This is a genomic window from Alteromonas sp. H02 (assembly GCF_059682525.1).
Window position 1 is genome coordinate 3,759,040 of the sequence record NZ_CM185021.1, and the last position, 17,907, is coordinate 3,776,946.

Annotated in this window: 14 protein-coding genes; 7 read left to right on the top strand and 7 right to left on the bottom strand. The window is 45.7% G+C overall.

Annotation, left to right across the window (positions count from 1 at the left end):
- Position 1 precedes the first annotated feature (1 nt).
- From asnB to AC566Q_RS17490, 3 genes are read left to right on the top strand one after another with little or no spacing between them, the layout of a single operon-like run.
- A complete protein-coding gene (asnB, locus tag AC566Q_RS17480; protein WP_499608835.1) occupies positions 2-1,903 on the top strand; it encodes an asparagine synthase (glutamine-hydrolyzing) in 1,902 nt (633 codons plus the stop codon).
- A 17-nt stretch (positions 1,904-1,920) separates the two neighbouring features.
- Positions 1,921-3,018, top strand: coding sequence for a glycosyltransferase family 4 protein (locus tag AC566Q_RS17485; protein WP_338065253.1), 1,098 nt, complete (start codon positions 1,921-1,923; stop codon positions 3,016-3,018).
- 27 nt (positions 3,019-3,045) lie between these two features.
- Complete coding sequence (locus AC566Q_RS17490; protein WP_499608838.1) at positions 3,046-5,610, top strand: PHP domain-containing protein; 2,565 nt, start codon at positions 3,046-3,048, stop codon at positions 5,608-5,610.
- An 18-nt stretch (positions 5,611-5,628) separates the two neighbouring features.
- On the opposite strand, the gene AC566Q_RS17495 is transcribed toward AC566Q_RS17490, so the two are convergent.
- The 4 genes from AC566Q_RS17495 to AC566Q_RS17510 are packed head-to-tail and all read right to left on the bottom strand — an operon-like array spanning position 5,629 to position 10,277.
- The gene (locus AC566Q_RS17495; protein WP_499608841.1) at positions 5,629-6,456 is read right to left on the bottom strand and encodes a hypothetical protein; all 828 of its coding nucleotides are present in this window, start codon (positions 6,454-6,456) and stop codon (positions 5,629-5,631) included.
- Positions 6,457-6,513: 57 nt separating this feature from the next.
- A complete protein-coding gene (locus AC566Q_RS17500) occupies positions 6,514-7,989 on the bottom strand; it encodes an oligosaccharide flippase family protein (protein WP_105933902.1) in 1,476 nt (491 codons plus the stop codon).
- 60 nt (positions 7,990-8,049) lie between these two features.
- Positions 8,050-8,928 carry a glycosyltransferase family A protein gene (locus tag AC566Q_RS17505; RefSeq protein WP_105933903.1) on the bottom strand — a complete coding sequence of 293 codons (879 nt, stop codon included), beginning with the start codon at positions 8,926-8,928 and terminating at the stop codon, positions 8,050-8,052.
- A complete protein-coding gene (locus AC566Q_RS17510; RefSeq protein ID WP_499608845.1) occupies positions 8,925-10,277 on the bottom strand; it encodes an O-antigen ligase family protein in 1,353 nt (450 codons plus the stop codon). Before AC566Q_RS17510 ends, AC566Q_RS17505 begins: the two co-directional genes overlap by 4 nt.
- A 296-nt stretch (positions 10,278-10,573) precedes the next feature.
- Here AC566Q_RS17510 and AC566Q_RS17515 point away from each other — a divergent pair, with 296 nt between their 5' ends.
- The gene (locus AC566Q_RS17515; RefSeq protein ID WP_499608850.1) at positions 10,574-11,410 is read left to right on the top strand and encodes a sulfotransferase family protein; all 837 of its coding nucleotides are present in this window, start codon (positions 10,574-10,576) and stop codon (positions 11,408-11,410) included.
- A gap of 51 nt (positions 11,411-11,461) precedes the next feature.
- Here the strand turns inward: AC566Q_RS17515 and AC566Q_RS17520 are convergent, their stop codons facing one another.
- Positions 11,462-12,352, bottom strand: a complete 891-nt coding sequence (locus tag AC566Q_RS17520) for a glycosyltransferase family A protein (RefSeq protein WP_499608855.1) — start codon at positions 12,350-12,352, stop codon at positions 11,462-11,464.
- Between the two features lie 84 nt (positions 12,353-12,436).
- On the bottom strand, positions 12,437-13,258 hold the full coding sequence (locus AC566Q_RS17525) for a hypothetical protein (RefSeq protein ID WP_499608859.1): 822 nt from the start codon (positions 13,256-13,258) through the stop codon (positions 12,437-12,439).
- A 312-nt stretch (positions 13,259-13,570) separates the two neighbouring features.
- Between AC566Q_RS17525 and AC566Q_RS17530 the strand changes: the two genes are divergently transcribed.
- On the top strand, positions 13,571-14,701 hold the full coding sequence (locus tag AC566Q_RS17530) for a glycosyltransferase family 4 protein (protein WP_499608863.1): 1,131 nt from the start codon (positions 13,571-13,573) through the stop codon (positions 14,699-14,701).
- Here AC566Q_RS17530 and AC566Q_RS17535 read toward each other — a convergent pair.
- The gene (locus tag AC566Q_RS17535; protein WP_499608865.1) at positions 14,698-15,849 is read right to left on the bottom strand and encodes a glycosyltransferase family 4 protein; all 1,152 of its coding nucleotides are present in this window, start codon (positions 15,847-15,849) and stop codon (positions 14,698-14,700) included. The two genes, AC566Q_RS17530 and AC566Q_RS17535, sit on opposite strands and share 4 nt — an antisense overlap.
- A gap of 249 nt (positions 15,850-16,098) precedes the next feature.
- On the opposite strand from AC566Q_RS17535, the gene AC566Q_RS17540 reads away from it, so the two are divergent.
- Both AC566Q_RS17540 and AC566Q_RS17545 read left to right on the top strand, forming a co-directional pair.
- Entirely contained in the window at positions 16,099-17,313 is a 1,215-nt protein-coding gene (locus AC566Q_RS17540; RefSeq protein ID WP_499617544.1) for a TIGR03087 family PEP-CTERM/XrtA system glycosyltransferase, read from the top strand.
- A complete protein-coding gene (locus tag AC566Q_RS17545) occupies positions 17,310-17,906 on the top strand; it encodes an acyltransferase (RefSeq protein ID WP_499608867.1) in 597 nt (198 codons plus the stop codon). Before AC566Q_RS17540 ends, AC566Q_RS17545 begins: the two co-directional genes overlap by 4 nt.
- Position 17,907 lies beyond the last annotated feature (1 nt).

Consider the following 17,907-nt stretch of genomic DNA (forward strand, 5'->3'; position numbering starts at 1 on the left):
TATGTGCGGGATTGCCGGCTTCAGCCGCTATCAGTTTGAATCGGGTGATGAGTCCCTTTTGTCAGGCATGGGTCAGGCCATTTATCACCGGGGGCCGGATGCGGGCGGTACTTATCTGGATGCCGGAGTGGGTTTGTGCCATCGCCGCCTGAGTATTCTGGATTTATCCGCAGCGGGCAACCAACCGATGTTCAGCCCGGACCGCCGTTACGTAATTGTGTTTAATGGTGAAATTTACAATTTCCTCGATATTCGCGCATCGTTGGAAGCACAAGGCCATCAGTTTACGACCCATACCGATACCGAAGTTATCCTGACCCTCTATGCACTGGAGGGCCCGGATTGTCTTGATAAGCTCAATGGCATGTTTGCGCTGGCTATCTGGGATACCGTTGAGCAAACCGTCTTTCTTGCCCGCGACAGAATTGGTAAAAAGCCACTTTATTACACTCACCAGCAAGGCAAATTCGCTTTTGCCTCCGAAATAAAAGCGTTACTACCTTTACCTTTTATCAGCAAGTCCATCCGCGACGACGCGGTATACGACTTTTTTGCTTACCAGTACGTCCCGGACCCAAAAACGATTTTCACCGATATTCAAAAATGTCCTCCCGGTCATTATATGCTGTTTAAAGGGGGCGAACTGACTATCAAGCGCTACTGGGACGTTGATTTTAGTCGCACCAGCAACAATTCCGAAGAAGCTCTCACAAATCAGTTGAGAGAGCTTACCGCGCACTGTACTAAACAGCGGATGATAGCAGATGTACCACTCGGCGCTTTTCTTAGTGGTGGTGTCGATTCCAGTGGCGTAGTTGCCATGATGGCAAATCAATCTGAGTCGCCGGTGAAAACCTGCTCTATCGGTTTTGATGAAGAGCGCTTCAATGAAACAGAATTTGCCAAGGCAGTGGCTGACCAGTATCACACCGAACATCACGAATTTATTGTTCATGACAATGTCAGCGACAACCTTGAGCATATTGTCAGCTTTTTTGACGAACCCTTCGCAGACCCGTCGTTAGTGCCAACCTATTTTGTGTCTAAGCTGGCCCGTCAGGAGGTCACGGTTGCTATTGCCGGTGATGGTGGCGACGAAGTGTTTGCCGGCTATGAGAAATACAGTGTCGACGCAGTAGAGAATAATCTACGCAATAAAGTGCCGGGCTGGATACGCAAGAATGTATTGCCCGGGCTGGCTAACCTGCTAAGCGCCGGCTCGTCGATAACTTTACTGCGCAAGGCTAAATCCCTGTGTGACAGCTTATCCTGCGATCCGGCGATGGGTTTTTACCTGTCCAATGCACAAATCGACCAGCGCCACTGGCAACAGCTGGTAGCCCCGGATTTTGCCAATCGTTTGGGCGATTACCACCCCAGCCAAATAACCCTGGACGCTTATGCCAGAGCCAACGGACCGGATCACCTGGCCAAAATACTCTATACCGACCTTACGACGTTTTTGCCCGGCGGTATTCTGGTCAAGGTCGATCGCATGAGCATGGCCAATTCACTGGAAGTTCGCGCTCCAATTTTAGACCGCGAAGTCATAGAATTTGCAGCCACGGTTCCGTCCGCCTTCAAATTTAAAGACGGCGAGAAAAAACATATCCTCAAAGAAGCTTTTAAACCGCTGTTACCAGACGACATTCTGTACCGTAAAAAAATGGGCTTTTCAGTACCGCTGGACAGCTGGCTCAGAAATGAAATTAAAGCCATCGCCGAAAGCTACATCCTGAAAGACAACAACGGCCTGTGCCGGTACTTTAAACCGGCAGTAATCCGTCAGTTCTGGCAGCAGCATCAAAATGGCAGTTACCAACATGGTACCCTGCTATGGAGTATGCTGATGTTTGAAATGTGGTATCAGCGCTATATTGAAAGTGAGGCAGAGGCTGCGTGAGCGCAAGTATGAGGGTAATGCATATCACCTATGATATGCGTATTGGCGGTACCGAGATGGTCATTAAAAACCTGATAGAAGGTTTTGCTGCGACCTCAATTGAAATGTCTATATTCTGTATCGAGAATCCTTTAGGCCCCTGGGGGGAAGTGCTTAAACAAAACGGCATTCAAATTACCACGCATCCCCGCCAGCCTGGTTTTGACAAAGCGCTGATTAAAGCCATTCGGGCCCATATTCGCCAACACAAAATCGATATTATACACTGCCATCAGTACACCCCTTGGGTCTACGGTGTAATTGCTGCAGCAGGTCTTAAAACTAAGGTTATATTTACCGAACACGGCCGCTTCTACCCCGATTTTGGCACCTGGAAGCGTAAGTTAGTCAACCCTGTACTCCAGAGCCTGACAGACAGCATGACGGCCATTTCCGCCGCCACCAAGCAAGCGTTGGTCACCCACGAAAACCTAAACGAAAAAAAGATATCGGTAATCTACAATGGCATTCAGGCGCTGTTGCCGGCTGAGCAGTCATCACTGGACGCCTTGCGCGAGCAGTTAAAGATTCAGCCAGACACAATTGTGTTGGGCACCATTGCTCGTTTTGACCCCATTAAGAATCACCTGATGATGTTAAGCGCTTTCAAGGACTGCCTGGATACCGGATTAAATGCCGTATTGGTGATAGTGGGCGATGGCGAGATGCGCTCAGCTATTGAGCAACGAATCGCCGAGCTGGGTATTGCCGATGCGGTCAGACTTACCGGCTATCAGCCACAGCCATCGCAATATCTCTCTCTTATGGACATTTTTCTTCTGTCTTCCTTCAGCGAGGGAACTTCCATGACGCTGCTGGAAGCAATGTCTATCGGCAAACCCTGCGTCGTCACTGACGCCGGGGGTAATAAAGAAGTAATTGCCCACAATGAAAACGGCCTGGTGGTGGGCAATGACGATCAGACGGCCTTTGCCCTCGCGATTCAACAAATTGTCAGTGATAGAGCGCTGTATGATAAATTTGCCAGCGCGGCAAAAAGCCGGTTTGCCACACGCTTTAGCGTAACGTCTATGTGTGATGCGTTTAACAGCATCTACCAACGGCTAGCCTCGTAAACGACGAACAGTAAAACGGTCATTATTATGCCAAACCAATCTCCCACATCGGCAAACAAGCCAAGTAAGAAGCGCTTCTGGCGCAAAGGGCGGATCATCAAATACAGTGTAATTCTTATCCTGCTAGCGTTAATTTTTTCGTTTTCGCCATTGGTTATCCCCACTAGTAACCTGACGCCAAGCCAGGCTGCACAGGCGCGCTCAGGTGCCGCAAAGATTTTAAAGCCGTTAATGTCATCCCGGGAAGACGTCAGTATTTCGGTAACAGCCGACCACCTTGAAGCCATATCAAATGCGGTCAGTTATACCGTGCCGGCGGTGCAGTTACGTTTAAACAGCAGCAGCTATGGCATTCTTATCGCCTCTTCCCTGACCACTATCCCTGGTGTGGTGTATGTTAACTTCAGTTGCTGGCTGATGCCTGATTTCAATGGCACTATGACATTTTCGCAGTGTAAGCTGGGCAGCCTCCCGGTTCCCGGTAAACTTATTGAATACTTCGCGAAGGGCCTCGCCCGACTGCTTTTCGGTGAAGAAGCACTGACCACCCTGAATAATATTTTATCCAATACGCAGCTGGAAAATAACCAGGTCGTGGTACGTTTCAAAAAGCCCGGTAACCTTAAAGCAGCGGTTGAGCAACGACTCACTGACACCTTTAAGATGGTTCAGGATTTACGGCAGATCAATGGCGTAGAAACCGAGACCATTCAAACTTATCTGGACTACATTCAATCACATTCAGAGCGCACTGCAACGACAGCAGAGATGATCGGAAAAACCTTCTTGCTGGCAAAAACCCGTTCGGCATCTGAAGATCCCACCGACGAGAACTTCGCGGCCTTGTGGGCACTGGCGATGTCTTTTGGCGCTCCGGACTTTGCGCGAATTGTTGCTATGCCTGTGGATTACTCATTAATGCAGCCGAAAAAATATGTCCTGCGAGGTAGGATGGACCTTCGGCTGCACTTTTTTTACTCAGTAGCATTGCGGCTGGCCAGCGAAAAGCAAATGAGTATTAACATAGGCAAACTCAAAGAAGTGATGGACTCTGCCAAAGGCGGCTCAGGATACAGTTTCCGGGATCTTACTGCGGATAAAGCTGGTGTTGAACTGGCCGATTTCGCCATCTCCAGTGACTCCAACGCTCGCCGTGTGCAGGAAGTTTTAGCCGGTATCGACAGTGAAAGTCAGTTTATCCCGTTACTCCACGACCTGCCAGAGGGACTGAGTGAAGAAACCTTTGCCAGTGTATTTGGCAGTGAATCAGATCCAAGATATCAGGAAATGGAAGCGCGGATAGATAACCGCATTCAGGCTTTGCCCGTTTACGCCAATGATACGTCGCAACGCCAACAAGCGATTACGACTGCCACCTATGACAGACCTGTTAAAGCCGGTCAGATTACCCAAAGCGGTAACTGGTTTCAGGTAGATACGCACACCCATACCAGGTTTTCAGATGGTCGTTTCAGCATTACGCAGTTGGCAGAAAATGCCAGTAAATTTGGCTGTGACGCCGTTGCTATTACCGACCACGGCGATCATAACCTGAAAGGGGTATTTTCTGCAGAATACTGGCAGGATTTCGCCAATGCTTCGTCTCAGTTCAGTGATTTAACCCTGATTGCCGGTCTGGAGTGGAATATTCCACCGTTTGCCGGCCGCGAGCATATGACCTTACTGTTTCCTGAATCGGTGAACCATGACCGGCTTATCAGCCTGTTCAGAGACCGTTATGATCATTATGGCAAAACTAAATCCACTACTATTGATGAAAGTCAGGCACTGCAATGGTTGAATAGCCAGTTTAAAAGCAGCGAGACGCCGCCGGTTGTTATGTATAACCATCCCAGCCGCAAAGATTTAGAACCCGGCGAAAATGCTCATGACATGCAGAAATGGCGATCACAGACTCCTTACGTTATCGGCTTTTCCGGTGCGCCGGGCCATCAGAAAAAGCGTGGTGAAGATAACGGGTCCTATAATAATCGGTTTAAAACCCGCCATGGCTGGGATCCTGCCGTGGCTATTCCAGGCAATGATTGGGACACCCTGCTGCAGGCCGGCTTACAAACCTTTGCCGCTCGCGCACCATCCGATTTCCATAATACCCGTATGGACTACTGGCCATGCGAGTTTTCGACCACGCACGTCTACGCCAGCAGTCGCCGCACCAACGATCTACTTAACGGATTCGCCAGCGGTATTTACTGGGCCCAGCATGGTAAATTTGTCGCCTCATTGAGTGCGCAGGTACAAAATGACAACGGGCAGACACTCGCTCAGGCTGGAAACGTGATCGACAGTCCTCGTTTACCACTCACCGCCAAACTTAGCGTGACGCTGAATGAGAAAGACTGGCAGGGCTTTAAAACGTCACTGGACGAGGTTACGGCAGTGATAGTGACTGAGAATGGCGTGCAAACAGAAGTATTTTTCCCTGATTCACAGCGCCGGGAACATAGCTTTGAGATACGCCTGCCTGCCAATGCTAACATTACGGCGGTGCGTTGGTTTGGACGCAGCATTCAACCTGAGCAGCATCACTATCAGTTCTTTACCAACCCGGTGATGATCCACTGGCAGTAAACCTTGGTTAAAACCGGCTCACCGTCGTCCGGTTTTACGCCACATTACCATTGCGATGAGCAGCAGAGTAACAGGGAAAGCCCACTTGACCACATAAGCAACCTTCTCAAAGTAATATTTTTTGGTAATAAAGTGCGACGTGCCGTTCCAGTATTTGAACCCGTCTTTAATCAGGTTACCGGCAATCATAAGCTCACCATCATTAACCCGTCCTAATTGCTGCTGGTAAGCGCTAATCAGCGCCTGTGGGTTTTGCTCATAAAACATGATGCCCTGTTCCAGCACAACGCCAAAGTCAGCATCCAGTAGCAGTGGCTCACCATCAAAATAGGCTTCTACCATTACATGGCCAGGCACAGTAATAATCTTGTTGGCAATGCCCTGCTCATCAAGCAAGCCTGACAGGGTCATGGAAGCGTCACCGCAAATTCCAATACCACGTTCAATACTGCGATAAGGGTTTGCATAATGGTAACGCTGATACTCAGGAATGCTGGTCACAACACCCATCAGATGGAGGATATAGTTTTCCCACAGCGGTACGCGCTGATGAAACAAATCGGGATCGAAGTCTTCCCACTCCACATGGGCAATCCCCCCGGCTAAGTCTAGGGTCAGACGCTTCGCATATTGTTTATCCGTTTCACCGGGCAAACGAAAGATTGCCTGCTTTAACTCCGGCGGTGTTAGGGTGAGATCCTGTTCACCAAACCTAAGGACTTCCGGTGTCAGCCCGTCAGGCCTTAAATCCTGGGTAAAACCATAGAGATTCAGAGCTAGCAAGGCCAGGCCAAACAACCCCAAAACCGCTGCAAGCCATCTCGTTAGTTTATTTGTCGTTGTCATTCTATTCTCTGGACCAGTTTTTTAAGCCTGAATACTGATATTACCAAACTCGCTCTTTTACGCACTACCCACCATACGCCGGCATTTTTGCCAGGCAGGCATCATTAATTTAACTGTGTAGGCAAAACAATAGACCCTGCTTTGTAGCACTAAAATCAACATAAGCTGCATCATACCGAATAAAGCGGCCGTGATTAATGAATGCCCGGCCAGCGTCCAGAATGAATCAACGGTAGGTATTACCAAAAATGCCAGATGTCCGCTAAGTGATATTGTCAGAACAGACGGCACTAACGGAGCTACCAGCGCAAAGTACGCATGCTTGCCAACAAAAGCCCATATTACGATGGTGAAGAATAACACCACAGAAAAGACATCAAGCGCCACCTTATATTCCGCCAACTGGTTAACGCTGGTGAAATCAACTGTTGCAAACATTATCGCCTGGGCGATTGTGGAATATATGGAATAACCAAACAATAACCTCGTACGATCCTTTAACATCACGATTTGGCTGAGGATATTGTTAAGCGTCATCACAATGGTAAAGAAAGCAAATATTGCCAGCAAGTCCGAATACTCAACCCACTTTTGCCCCAGAATTAATTCCACGACATAAGCGGCATGGGCGTTCATTAGATAAATGATGGGCGCGGTGATCATCGACATGAAAAACAGTACAACCTGTAACTGCTTTTCAAAATAATTGGGATTGTTCTTGAATTGAGAGAACTGAGTCAGCAACGGACCACTGGCCGGATTGATAAACATCGTGGTAGGAATGTTAGCGTAGTAACGCATTGAGTTATATCCACCAACGATGGCCTTGTCAAAGGTGACTGTAACAAACATTGCGTCCAGTTGACTTCTGAAAAAATTAAGTATCGACTGAGGCAACACCCATTTTGAAAACTCCCACTGTGGACGAATATTTTTTAACGAGAATCTTGGCATCTTTGGCGCGATGACATAGCCTGATAAAAGTTGACTGACCGTTACCATGAACTGGCCCAGTACCAGCGCCCAATAGGTTTCATAGATAACCGCAATGCCAATTGTAATCCCAGTTGTTACAAACCGGGATATGATTTGCCATTTAGTGATAGCCCCCAGCTCTTGCTTTTTAATTTTATAAATCAGTCCCGGGCTGCCCAACTGGGCGATAAATGACTGTAAACTAAGCACCAGAATAACCGGCATCAAGCGAGGATCGTCATAATATTGGGCAATGGGATAACTGGAGAGTGCAAGTAATACAGCCAGACTACCTTTCAATATGAAGTTAAGTGTCCAATTGGTATAAACCAAATCGTCACTCAATTCTTCCCGGCTTAACAGGTAACTGTCTCCGCCAGTACTTGAAATAACATCTATAAAATTAAGGAACAACAGTGCAATAGCAACAAGACCATAGTCTTCGGGAGTCAGGATCCGAGCCAGAATAATCAGGCTTACAACACCAACCATGCGCCGCGTCACCTGTGTCAGGACAGACAATGCGCTGGCTATAATTCCGGAGCGGGCAGTTAGCATAGGGTAATAACTCGAACTAGGAACTCAATTAAACTAAAAAGAAAGCTAGGAATCAGAAGGTTAGGCTGAATTTCGTTTTTTATTCAATAAGCGTGTCAGGCGCTTTCTCACCATCCGCTTTTTAATCGGCCCCAGGTGCTTTGCCAACTGGTCGAAATCAGCTTCAATTTGTTCATTAATAGGGGTCATATCCCGTGGCCATTGTTCGCAAGGCAGTTGGTCAAGAAACACTTCCTGAATCTTACCTAGCTCATACCGGGCTATTCGGTTTTTATACAGGCGGATGTCGCTGAGCTTAAACACCGACAACTTTTCAAAGTCATATCCTACTCCCTCTAACCAAGTCGTTCTGTTAGGTAAGTTTTTCTTACCGAAAGCCAAATTGGTATTCGCAGCTTTTGTCAAAAACGAATCAATCCAATTCAATCCAATCGGCAGGTAAAACGGTTTTTCCCGAATCCGCTTTATGTAAGACCACTTCATGCCATAAAGATTACCAAAGAAACAAGCGCGTTCAATTACCAGGCTGCGATAAAAGTCCAGATTTCTGCCACTAAGGGGCATTCCCGCGATAATAACGGTTTGCTCCGGCGAGGCATGAAGTTTTTCCGCCATTTTGGGAAAACAGTCTGATGAGAAACGTACATCAGCATCTACGAAGAAATGCACTGCAACTTCATCTGCCAGTTCATGTACGTAGGTATTCCACGCATTACATTTATCGCCGAGCTCAATTTCATGGACTGTTAGCTCATTAAAATTGAGTTTTTGCTTTACCGCGTTAGCCACACTTACAGTGTTGTCAGTGCAACCATTGGCGATAACATAAAAGCGATGCAAATATTCATCGGTACTATTAAAGACACTTGTTATAGAAGTTTCAATATTATCCTGCTCGTTATAAGCGAACATGACTATATTGTATTTAAGTCCATTCATGCCGTGACCTTCTGAGTGTTACTGGCATCATCTTCACTGAGGTCTGCCATACGGATCCCCTCAATACCGGTGTTATTCTCTACCGCATTCTTAACCATGTAATAGTTAGCCGTGATTAGAATTAATAAAAAATAAAACGGTTCAAAGATAATTAAATCAAGGAAAAACGCCCCGACAAAGAAGCCAACTAAGCCTCCCATACAAGATAAATTTATGTAGTCGAACGTAGAGTTATCTTCGGCAAATCGTTTGACAAACTTGTATTGCTTATATGAAACCCAAAAGAAAGAAAGATAAATCAAACCGGCAATTAGTCCCGTATTTGCGGAAAAGTTAATTAGCGTATTGTGCGCTACATGAGGCGATTTACCCGGATAAAGTTGCTGTGATGCATATTGAAATCTCTGTGGCCCCGCTCCGAGCAGAGGATATTCGAAGGCTATACCTATGCCAACAGACCAGGAAACCAGGCGAGGATTCAGCGGCTCATCATCACTACTCGTAGACTGGGCCTGGCTAACGGTACTCGAGGTGCGCTGCACAAGCATACCCCCCTGATAAACCAGCATCGCAACAAAGCCAATTGCCATAACGAGATTAAGTGATTTGGACTTTACTACCAAAGCGAAAAACAGCGTCACAGAGGCAGCGCTTAATAATGCACCACGAGAAGCAAAAAGAATCAAAGCATGCCAGATAAAAGGCAACGTCATGATCAAGGCGTACTTGAGCCACTTTTGTTTGAAATAACGGATCCCAAACATGACAAAAGCCAGACCGCTGGTTAATACGATAGACGTTACGTTGCCATCTTTATAGGGACTGCGCCGAGGCCCTAGTAAGCGCCCTCCCTCAAATTGTGACCAATTGCCACTTAGATAGTGATCGTTTGCCCAATAGGCATAATAAACGGTAATGAAAATAAACATGAAGCCGAAAAACTTGATTGTGTTTTCCTGATTGATCAGCGGCAATACAAAAAAGTACATGATGGCTATGGTTGTAAATATGTCCACCACCAAGTCGCCGCTTACTAATGAAAAGTAACTTTCATAAGGCGTCAACATATTGGAGAGATGAAATATTATCGTGAGTGCAACAACACCTTTAAATTGGCCTGACTGGTAGACATCCCAGCGAATATTCCCGTTTAAAACATGCCATGCCCACGCAATGATAGTTATTCCAGCAGACACCTTAAAAGCAGAAAAATCTTCAAAAGCCCAAAACCATATGTACTGGGGCTGCATCACGGAAACGATGGAATAGACCAGCGCCGCAACCCAAGGGGCATTGAATATCATAAAGAAACTGACAATCAATGCTAAATAAAGCGCAATTTTTACCATACCACAACCTGAAAAACGGTGAGGGCTCTATGTTCACTCTGCAGTAAAGCTTAGTAACTCTCAGTAGTCCATTAAATATATTGCCAAACAGGATACGGCAAGTCCCGTTTAAATCCCATTTACATATTCAACCTCAGACAGAGTCAAGTAGCAACGAATTATTAGGTCAGAACGCGAATTTTAAATCTCACGCCCTACCTGTACGTATTATTCCCTATATTTATATGTGAAAATCACAGTCTTTACGTTTAATAATAGAGTGTTACACTACCCGCTCATAATTTGAGTTAATAAAAATGATTACATCTCCCCCTCACTTTATTGGTATTGGTGCGCAACGTTCGGGTACCAGTTGGATGTTCGAGTGCTTTCTCGAACACCCTGAAATATTTATGCCCCAAAAGGAAATGCAGTTTTTTAATAAGCGGCCATTAAGTGAGCTTGACAAATACCTTATTAAATTCACTGACAAATCAAAGGTTTGTGGTGAAATAACCCCCGATTATTTATCCTCCCGGCAAGCCATCGACGGCATATCCAAAGTTTGTCCGGATGCAAAATTAATAATAATTTTGCGTAACCCTGTTGAGCGCACGAGGAGCTCTTATTCTTTGTATAAAGAACGTGATGTCACCGATATCACCTCGTTTGATGACGTGTTCACCAGTCAATCCGTTATTTTTACCAAGAGTTTGTATGGTGAGCAGGTAGAATACTTATATAGTCAGTTTAACCCTGACAACATCAAAGTCGTTTTCTTCGATCGTATTAAGACCGAACCTTTAAAGCTCATTCAGGAAGTTTTCGATTTCATTGGCGTGGATCCATCATTTGCTCCACAAAGTGCTACTCGAAACTTTAATGCATCTTCAGTTGGCTTTGGCAGCAAAAAAGTCGCCAGAAGGCTGACTCTAATTCAAAATTACCTGCATAAACGTGCCTGGGGAAGGTCTATCCTGAACATTAAAAAAACCGCTTGGTTTAAAGCCTACAAGCATCGACTGGTCACTAAAAACCAGCCCTCGGCTAACGAAAATGCCAAATACTACCCGTACTTTGCTGAAGACATAGCCAAACTTGAAAAGCAAATTGGAACCAAAGTCCCTGATAGCTGGAAGTACGGCAACCTGTAACAGCTGTACTTCGCTAACTCGAAAAGCGCCCTGTTGAGCCGCCAAAAACCACTAAATCATGGTTTGCTTTTTATCGGTCGCTCGCCAGCCAATATAAGACTGTAAGCTCTCGAGTAAGGCTTTCACCCTCTTATTTAGCCCTATCGGCTTTTCGCTAGCCTCAATTGAGCTAATGCCAAATTGTGTAAGAAAACTTTTTGATAATGGCAGTCCGTATTTACCCGGATTTTGCGCGGAGTGATTTTCGCCGGTATTCAGAATCCACGCCACGGCAGGTACTAACAGCTCCCGCACCTGCAGACCTTTAGAGCGAAAGGTGTGAAGTTGATGACGATGATTGCCAAGTATCTGCTTTAGAAAGAAGGGGTCGACGGCTTCATAGATTCTCTCCTTATTCAATCCCTGCCTATACTCCAGTTGAGATAAGCCGGAAAGTTTCATGAGCACCGCAAAACTATAGATGTAAACCGAACCGCAATAGCGACAAAGGCCAAACTTTTTCAAAAAAGTCTTCTCTGCCAAATTAACTACATACCCTGAATTTGCATAGAACAAATCACTGGCTGAAGACTTATACACGTGTTCAATAGTATCAATATTAAACCAATCATCACCGTCTATTACATAGACATAATCGGGCGAAAAACGTTTTGCATAAAGCAATCCAATCGAAATTTTACATCCCTTATCATCTTTTACTAAATCTAAAGGTACCTGAGTGCCCTTATTCGTGTCAGGAGGTGGAAAATCGACTGCCACAAACTCAGTATTGTTAAAGGTTTCTGGCACTGGCGGTACCTCATTGCAGACAACAACGATTTTGTAAGGTCGGTTTGTATGTTGAGCATTTAAAGACTCAATAGTGTTATTTAAAAACGTCAGCACGCTGGCATAATCATTCGACGAAGCCGGATGACGAATTGGACAAACAAATACAAACATACTTAAACCTTAATTAAAGACAACGCAAAACGAATCATGAAAATATATGCTGAACTTTTTAAGTTGCATCATTTTAACCATCGGCTATTTCCCTCTTAATTTGCGAAGCATTTTTAAAGAAAACAGCGGGTGACCAAACAATTGCGATTTGAATAAGCGTATTTGCTCAGGTAAATTAAAGTTACGCTGCAAGTTGGAGTCCGCCGCCTTCCCGCCATGATGAATACAGGTTGCGGAACTTAAATGCTCGCAGGCTATCGCGGTTACTTTGAGCTCCAGTAATCTTGGCGCAAATTGATCATATGGTTTGGAGCCATACCACCCCCCGGAAAATAGCCATCGACCAACATGATACGCACCGGATTCATTAAAAAAATGCTTTAACATTTCAAAACTATTGGTTTCACAAAAAGCACGTTCTGCCTGTTGAAACACTCTGTGACATCCGGCAATAAATAAACTACTGGCAGACTCATTTAAATAAAATAAGGCAGATCTGACAAAATGTTTATGAGAGATCCCCATCACCACAGACTGGTACGGAAGTTTAACAGTTTCACCTAATTGAACAGGCTTTTCCAGCTTAGAATAACGCTCAATCTGACTCAGGAAATTGATGATTTTCCAATAAAACAACTTAAAATGACTAAAAACGGTGTCATTAAACAATACGAATGACTTAGCACCGTGCTCAGCAACAATGTACTCCATTCCTTCCACCCACGCAGAAAACTCTCCGTATTTATTAGAGCCACGTAGTTGCTGTACTTTCGAAGATAAACTAGTGAACTGATTGATTTCTGCTTTAAGCATCCCCGATGAATTATCAACTAAAACAATGCCCTCTACACCATTTCTCAGTAGTATTTCCAGTAGAGCTTCCAGCTTATGGTAGTTTCGCGTCACTCTTTCCTGTGAGTAAAGACAAAAAACCACCCAGGTATTACGAAAATTTGCGGGATTCAAATCGATTTCCTGCAGAACGGGATAAGATAGTTAAACATCCTTTATATCACTAACATATTACAGAGCCAATGAAATCAATCTCAAAAGCAGGTAAAACAACTGGACTGCCTGATAAATCGAATGATATGCAACTTTATTGCAACAACGTTGAAAGATTTACGCTAAAAAACCGATGCTTAATTTTTTATTGTCTGCAACAATAGGTCGATGATGGTATCAAGCCAGAACTAGTAAACTAAAGGGATATTCTCAATGCGGGTCGGCATTTTCGTTGAAGTAGTCAAAGCACAATTCCATACCGGAATATCCAGATATGTAAAAAAATTAGTCGAAACGCTGGTCAGTCAGCACCATTCTGATGTCACCTTTTACCTTTATTACCAACATCAGCCCGGAGAGCAAAAGCTTGACTGGCTAACCGATAATAAACAGGTCAAACACCGCCCGCTCTGGACACCGGTAAATCTACTTAGCGAACACCCCAGTGTCTGGTGGAAATATTATCTGCCGCTGGTAATGAAACTAGACAGATTAGATATATTCCACGGCCCTAATCATAATGTTCCGGTTAAAAGTAAAATACCATCGGTTTTAACCATTCATGATATTGCCTACTTTTACATGAAGGTGCATGGCGATGGTCTCGACAGAATGCTCAAACGAACTACTCTTGAGAATATGGCAAGCGCTACGCATATAGTCGCGGTCTCTCAATCTACTGCTAATGACATTATCAGGGAAGGCGCAGCAGCAGAAAAAACTTCGGTAATCTATCAGGGATATGAACCGAATCCAGGAGAGGCGACTGAATCCACCAATATCATAAACCAACCCATCGCTTCCATGTCCCCCTATTTACTGTTTATCGGGACCGTGCAACCACGCAAAAACGTTGAATATCTGGTTGATGAATTTGCCAAAATCAGTTCGAAGATACCGCACACACTTATTATCGCCGGCGCTCCTGGCGAATCGCAACGTACCGTTGAGCAAAAAATTGCTGAATATGGGTTGGGCGAAAAAGTCTTACTGACTGGCTTTATCTCTGATGAAGAGCGTCACACTTTATACAAACATGCCGACGCCTTCCTGTACCCGAGCCTTTATGAAGGCTTTGGCCTGGTTATCCTTGAAGCAATGTCCTATGGTGTGCCGGTTATCACTGGCAACAACAGCTCGCTGCCCGAGGCGGCAGGTGACGCTGGAATAAAAGTGGATATAACAATTCAAGGCGCATTTAGTGAGGCGATTCTCAAACTGATAAATGACCCACAGCTAAAAGAAGAGCTAATAGAAAAGGGACTCACTCACTGTCATTCATTTGGCTGGGAAGAGTCTGCCAGGCAGATGATGACACTGTATCGTCAACTCGCCCGGTCTTAGCCTTTAGCAAACACCGAGCGGGCGTTTATTGCCGCATTGTCCCAGTCAAAGGCCTCAACCGAATGTTTTCGACCTGCTTTCCCATAGGCTTCACAGCGAGCCGGGTCTTCTATAAATGAAGTGATAACGTCGACCAGGGCACTTACCTTGGTGGCATCCACAATTTCACCGGTTTCACCGGCAAGCAATGTTTCTTTAGTGCCACCTGAGTCACCGGCAATAACAGGTTTTGCACAGGCCTGCGCTTCCACCAGTACCATACCAAAACCTTCGATGTCCTGTCCTTCTGTTCGGTTGGGCAGAATAAACACATCGCATTGCTGATAGCATTTGATCATGGTTTCATCGTCACAATCCGTTAGCATTTGAACGTGATCCTGTAACGCCAGCGACTCAATCAAGTGCTCCAGATCAGTACGGCTCTCGCCATGTCCAATGATCACATAGTGAGCCTGTGGACAGCGCTTTAAAATCTCAGGCATGGCTTCAATCATTTTGTCCTGCCCTTTACGAGCCTGCAATCGACCAACCGTCAGAATGACACTTTTTCCATCCCACCCCATGGCAGAGAGAAAATCCTCATCTTTATTTTCTACCGGATAAAACTTGTTGGTATCAGCGCCCGGATGCATTACTGTCACTTTATGGTTAACACTATCATCCACGCGACTAACGATATTGGCGCTATTGTGACTGTTGCAGATTATCTTATCGGCACTGCGCATCACCAGTTTGGTCAGACTATTTAATTCGCGGGACAAAGCACTGGCTTCCAGATCTTCACCGTGCACGTAGCACAGGTAAGGTGTGCCCAGTGTTTTCTTCAGCATCCATGCCATCAATCCCTCAGGCAGCACTCGGCCACAATGGATGTAGCTGATGTCCTGCTCTTTCACTAACCGCCTGAGCGCTTTGAACGACTGCCAGTAATAGTTTAAACCCTGCAGATTAGCTACACCCCATTGGGGACTGTAGAGCGGCAGACGATGAATAGCCATTGGCGCGTTGGAATCAAATACCTCGGAATCGGCCATCTTATCGGCAGCAACAATGTAATCGTTGCCTAAACGTGAATAGAGTTCCCAGAACCAGCGACCGCTGCCTCCGGATGCAGGCGGGAAGTTCTGAGTTAGTACCAGCGTCTTCAATGATTACTCCGAAAAATGATTGAAATACCAACTCTCTGCAGAATAGCGTTGGCTCGGGAAAGTGTAAATAAGCATTTGCTTTGCAAAGGCATTTATAAACCGCTTGGGACGTAATCAGCAATCGTTCAGATACAGTCTGTGGCAGAAATCTGATTCACATGCCCTTATGGCTTTTTATTCATCAGAAAGCATAATACACTAATCAAAACATATGCCTATAACAACTAAACGAGATCACTCTTGCACTGTTTGTACCTTGCCCAGCGGATACCTTTTCCGCCAAATAAAGGAGAGAAACTACGCTCTTTCCATCAGATAAACTTTTTGCGCAAAAATGGCATAGAAGTGACGGTAGCTGCTCCTTTCGAACAGTCAGATGAACTCGAATATTTCAAAAGACTGGAGCAGGATTACGGCTGCCACACACTTAGTCAGCCACTTAGTCACAAACTGCTACGTTATTTGTCTGGTATCGCCGGCAACACCTCTTTGAGCGAAGCGCATTTTTATAACAGCGGATTACAGAAACAAATAGATGATTTACTAATGCGGCAAAATATTGATGCCATCGTTTGTACTGCTTCCAGCATGGCGAATTATGTTTTCCGCTCCACGGCATTAGCAAAAATAGCCAGGCGCCCCCGCCTTATCATGGATTTCATGGACATGGATTCTCACAAATGGCTTCAGTATTCATGCAACACCAAACCGCCAATGCGTTGGGTGTATCAACGGGAAGCCAGTTTGGTCAAACGCCTTGAAAATCGGATAGGAAGCCAGTTCGATGCTTGCTTTTTTGTTGCCGAACCAGAGACTAATTTGTACAAACAGCAAACGGGAAATCCTGCAGCCGAGGTGTTATCTATTGGCAATGGCATTGACCCTGCTGAATTTTACCCGACGACTCATCCCACAGAAGTAACAACGCCACATTTGTTGTTTGCCGGTGTGATGGATTATACGCCTAACGTAGATGCTATGCTGTGGTTTTATAACGAGGTCTGGCCGAGCGTGTTAACCCGTTGGCCCGATGCTACGCTAACTATCGCTGGCATGAACCCAACCCCGGCTATCGCCAGATTGCAAGGCGTAAACAATGTGAGAGTCACTGGATTTGTAGAAGACATATTACCCTACTTCCATGAGAGCAACATATTTGTTGCGCCATTTCGGATAGCCCGCGGCATTCAGAACAAAATCCTGCAGGCCTTTGCGTGCGGGTTACCTGTGGTCAGCACCTCAATGGGAGCTGAAGGTATAAAGTGCACGCCGGGGCAAAATATTGAGGTCGGTGACGAGCCAAATGATATGTTTGATGCCATCAAACGATTAATGGCAGCCCCTCACCACTACCAGTCTGTACGCAATAGTGCCCTGGCAACTATCGACGAACACTATTCCTGGGACGGCATTCTGACCCCTTTGTTACAACTGCTCGACAACGATAAGGCGACTGCTCAATGAAAGCCTTTGTCAAAATGCTCTTAAGGCTATTGTTCGTGATCCTTTCCCTGCCCTTTTATCTGTTGTTTAAGCTACAAAGTGCATTAATGGGGGCTGATCAGGCAACTACCAGTTGGTCACAGTTAATGAGTCTGTGGCCGGGAATGCTGGGCGTCTATTTAAGAGCTGCATTTTACTCACTCATCTTTAAGCACACCAGTCAGGAGCTGGTTATCGGTTTCGGTACCTTATTCTCCCAACATGACACACAAATCGGCGCAGGTACCTATATCGGACCGCAGTGCAATATAGGCAAATGCACCATAGGGAAAAACTGCTTATTAGGCAGCGCCGTGCATATTATGAGCGGCAAAGGTCAGCATAACTTCTCAGACCCGGAGACTCCACTACGTGAACAAGGAGGCGTTTTTACTCAGGTAACTATTGGCGAGGATAGCTGGCTGGGTAACGGGGCGTTGGTGATGGCCGACGTCGGTAAAAAATGTGTGATTGGTGCAGGGAGTGTGGTTATCAACCCCGTACCTGACTACGCCATTGTAGGTGGTAATCCGGCTAAAGTTCTCGGCAGCCGAAAGCCTGCCGGGGAGTCATAGA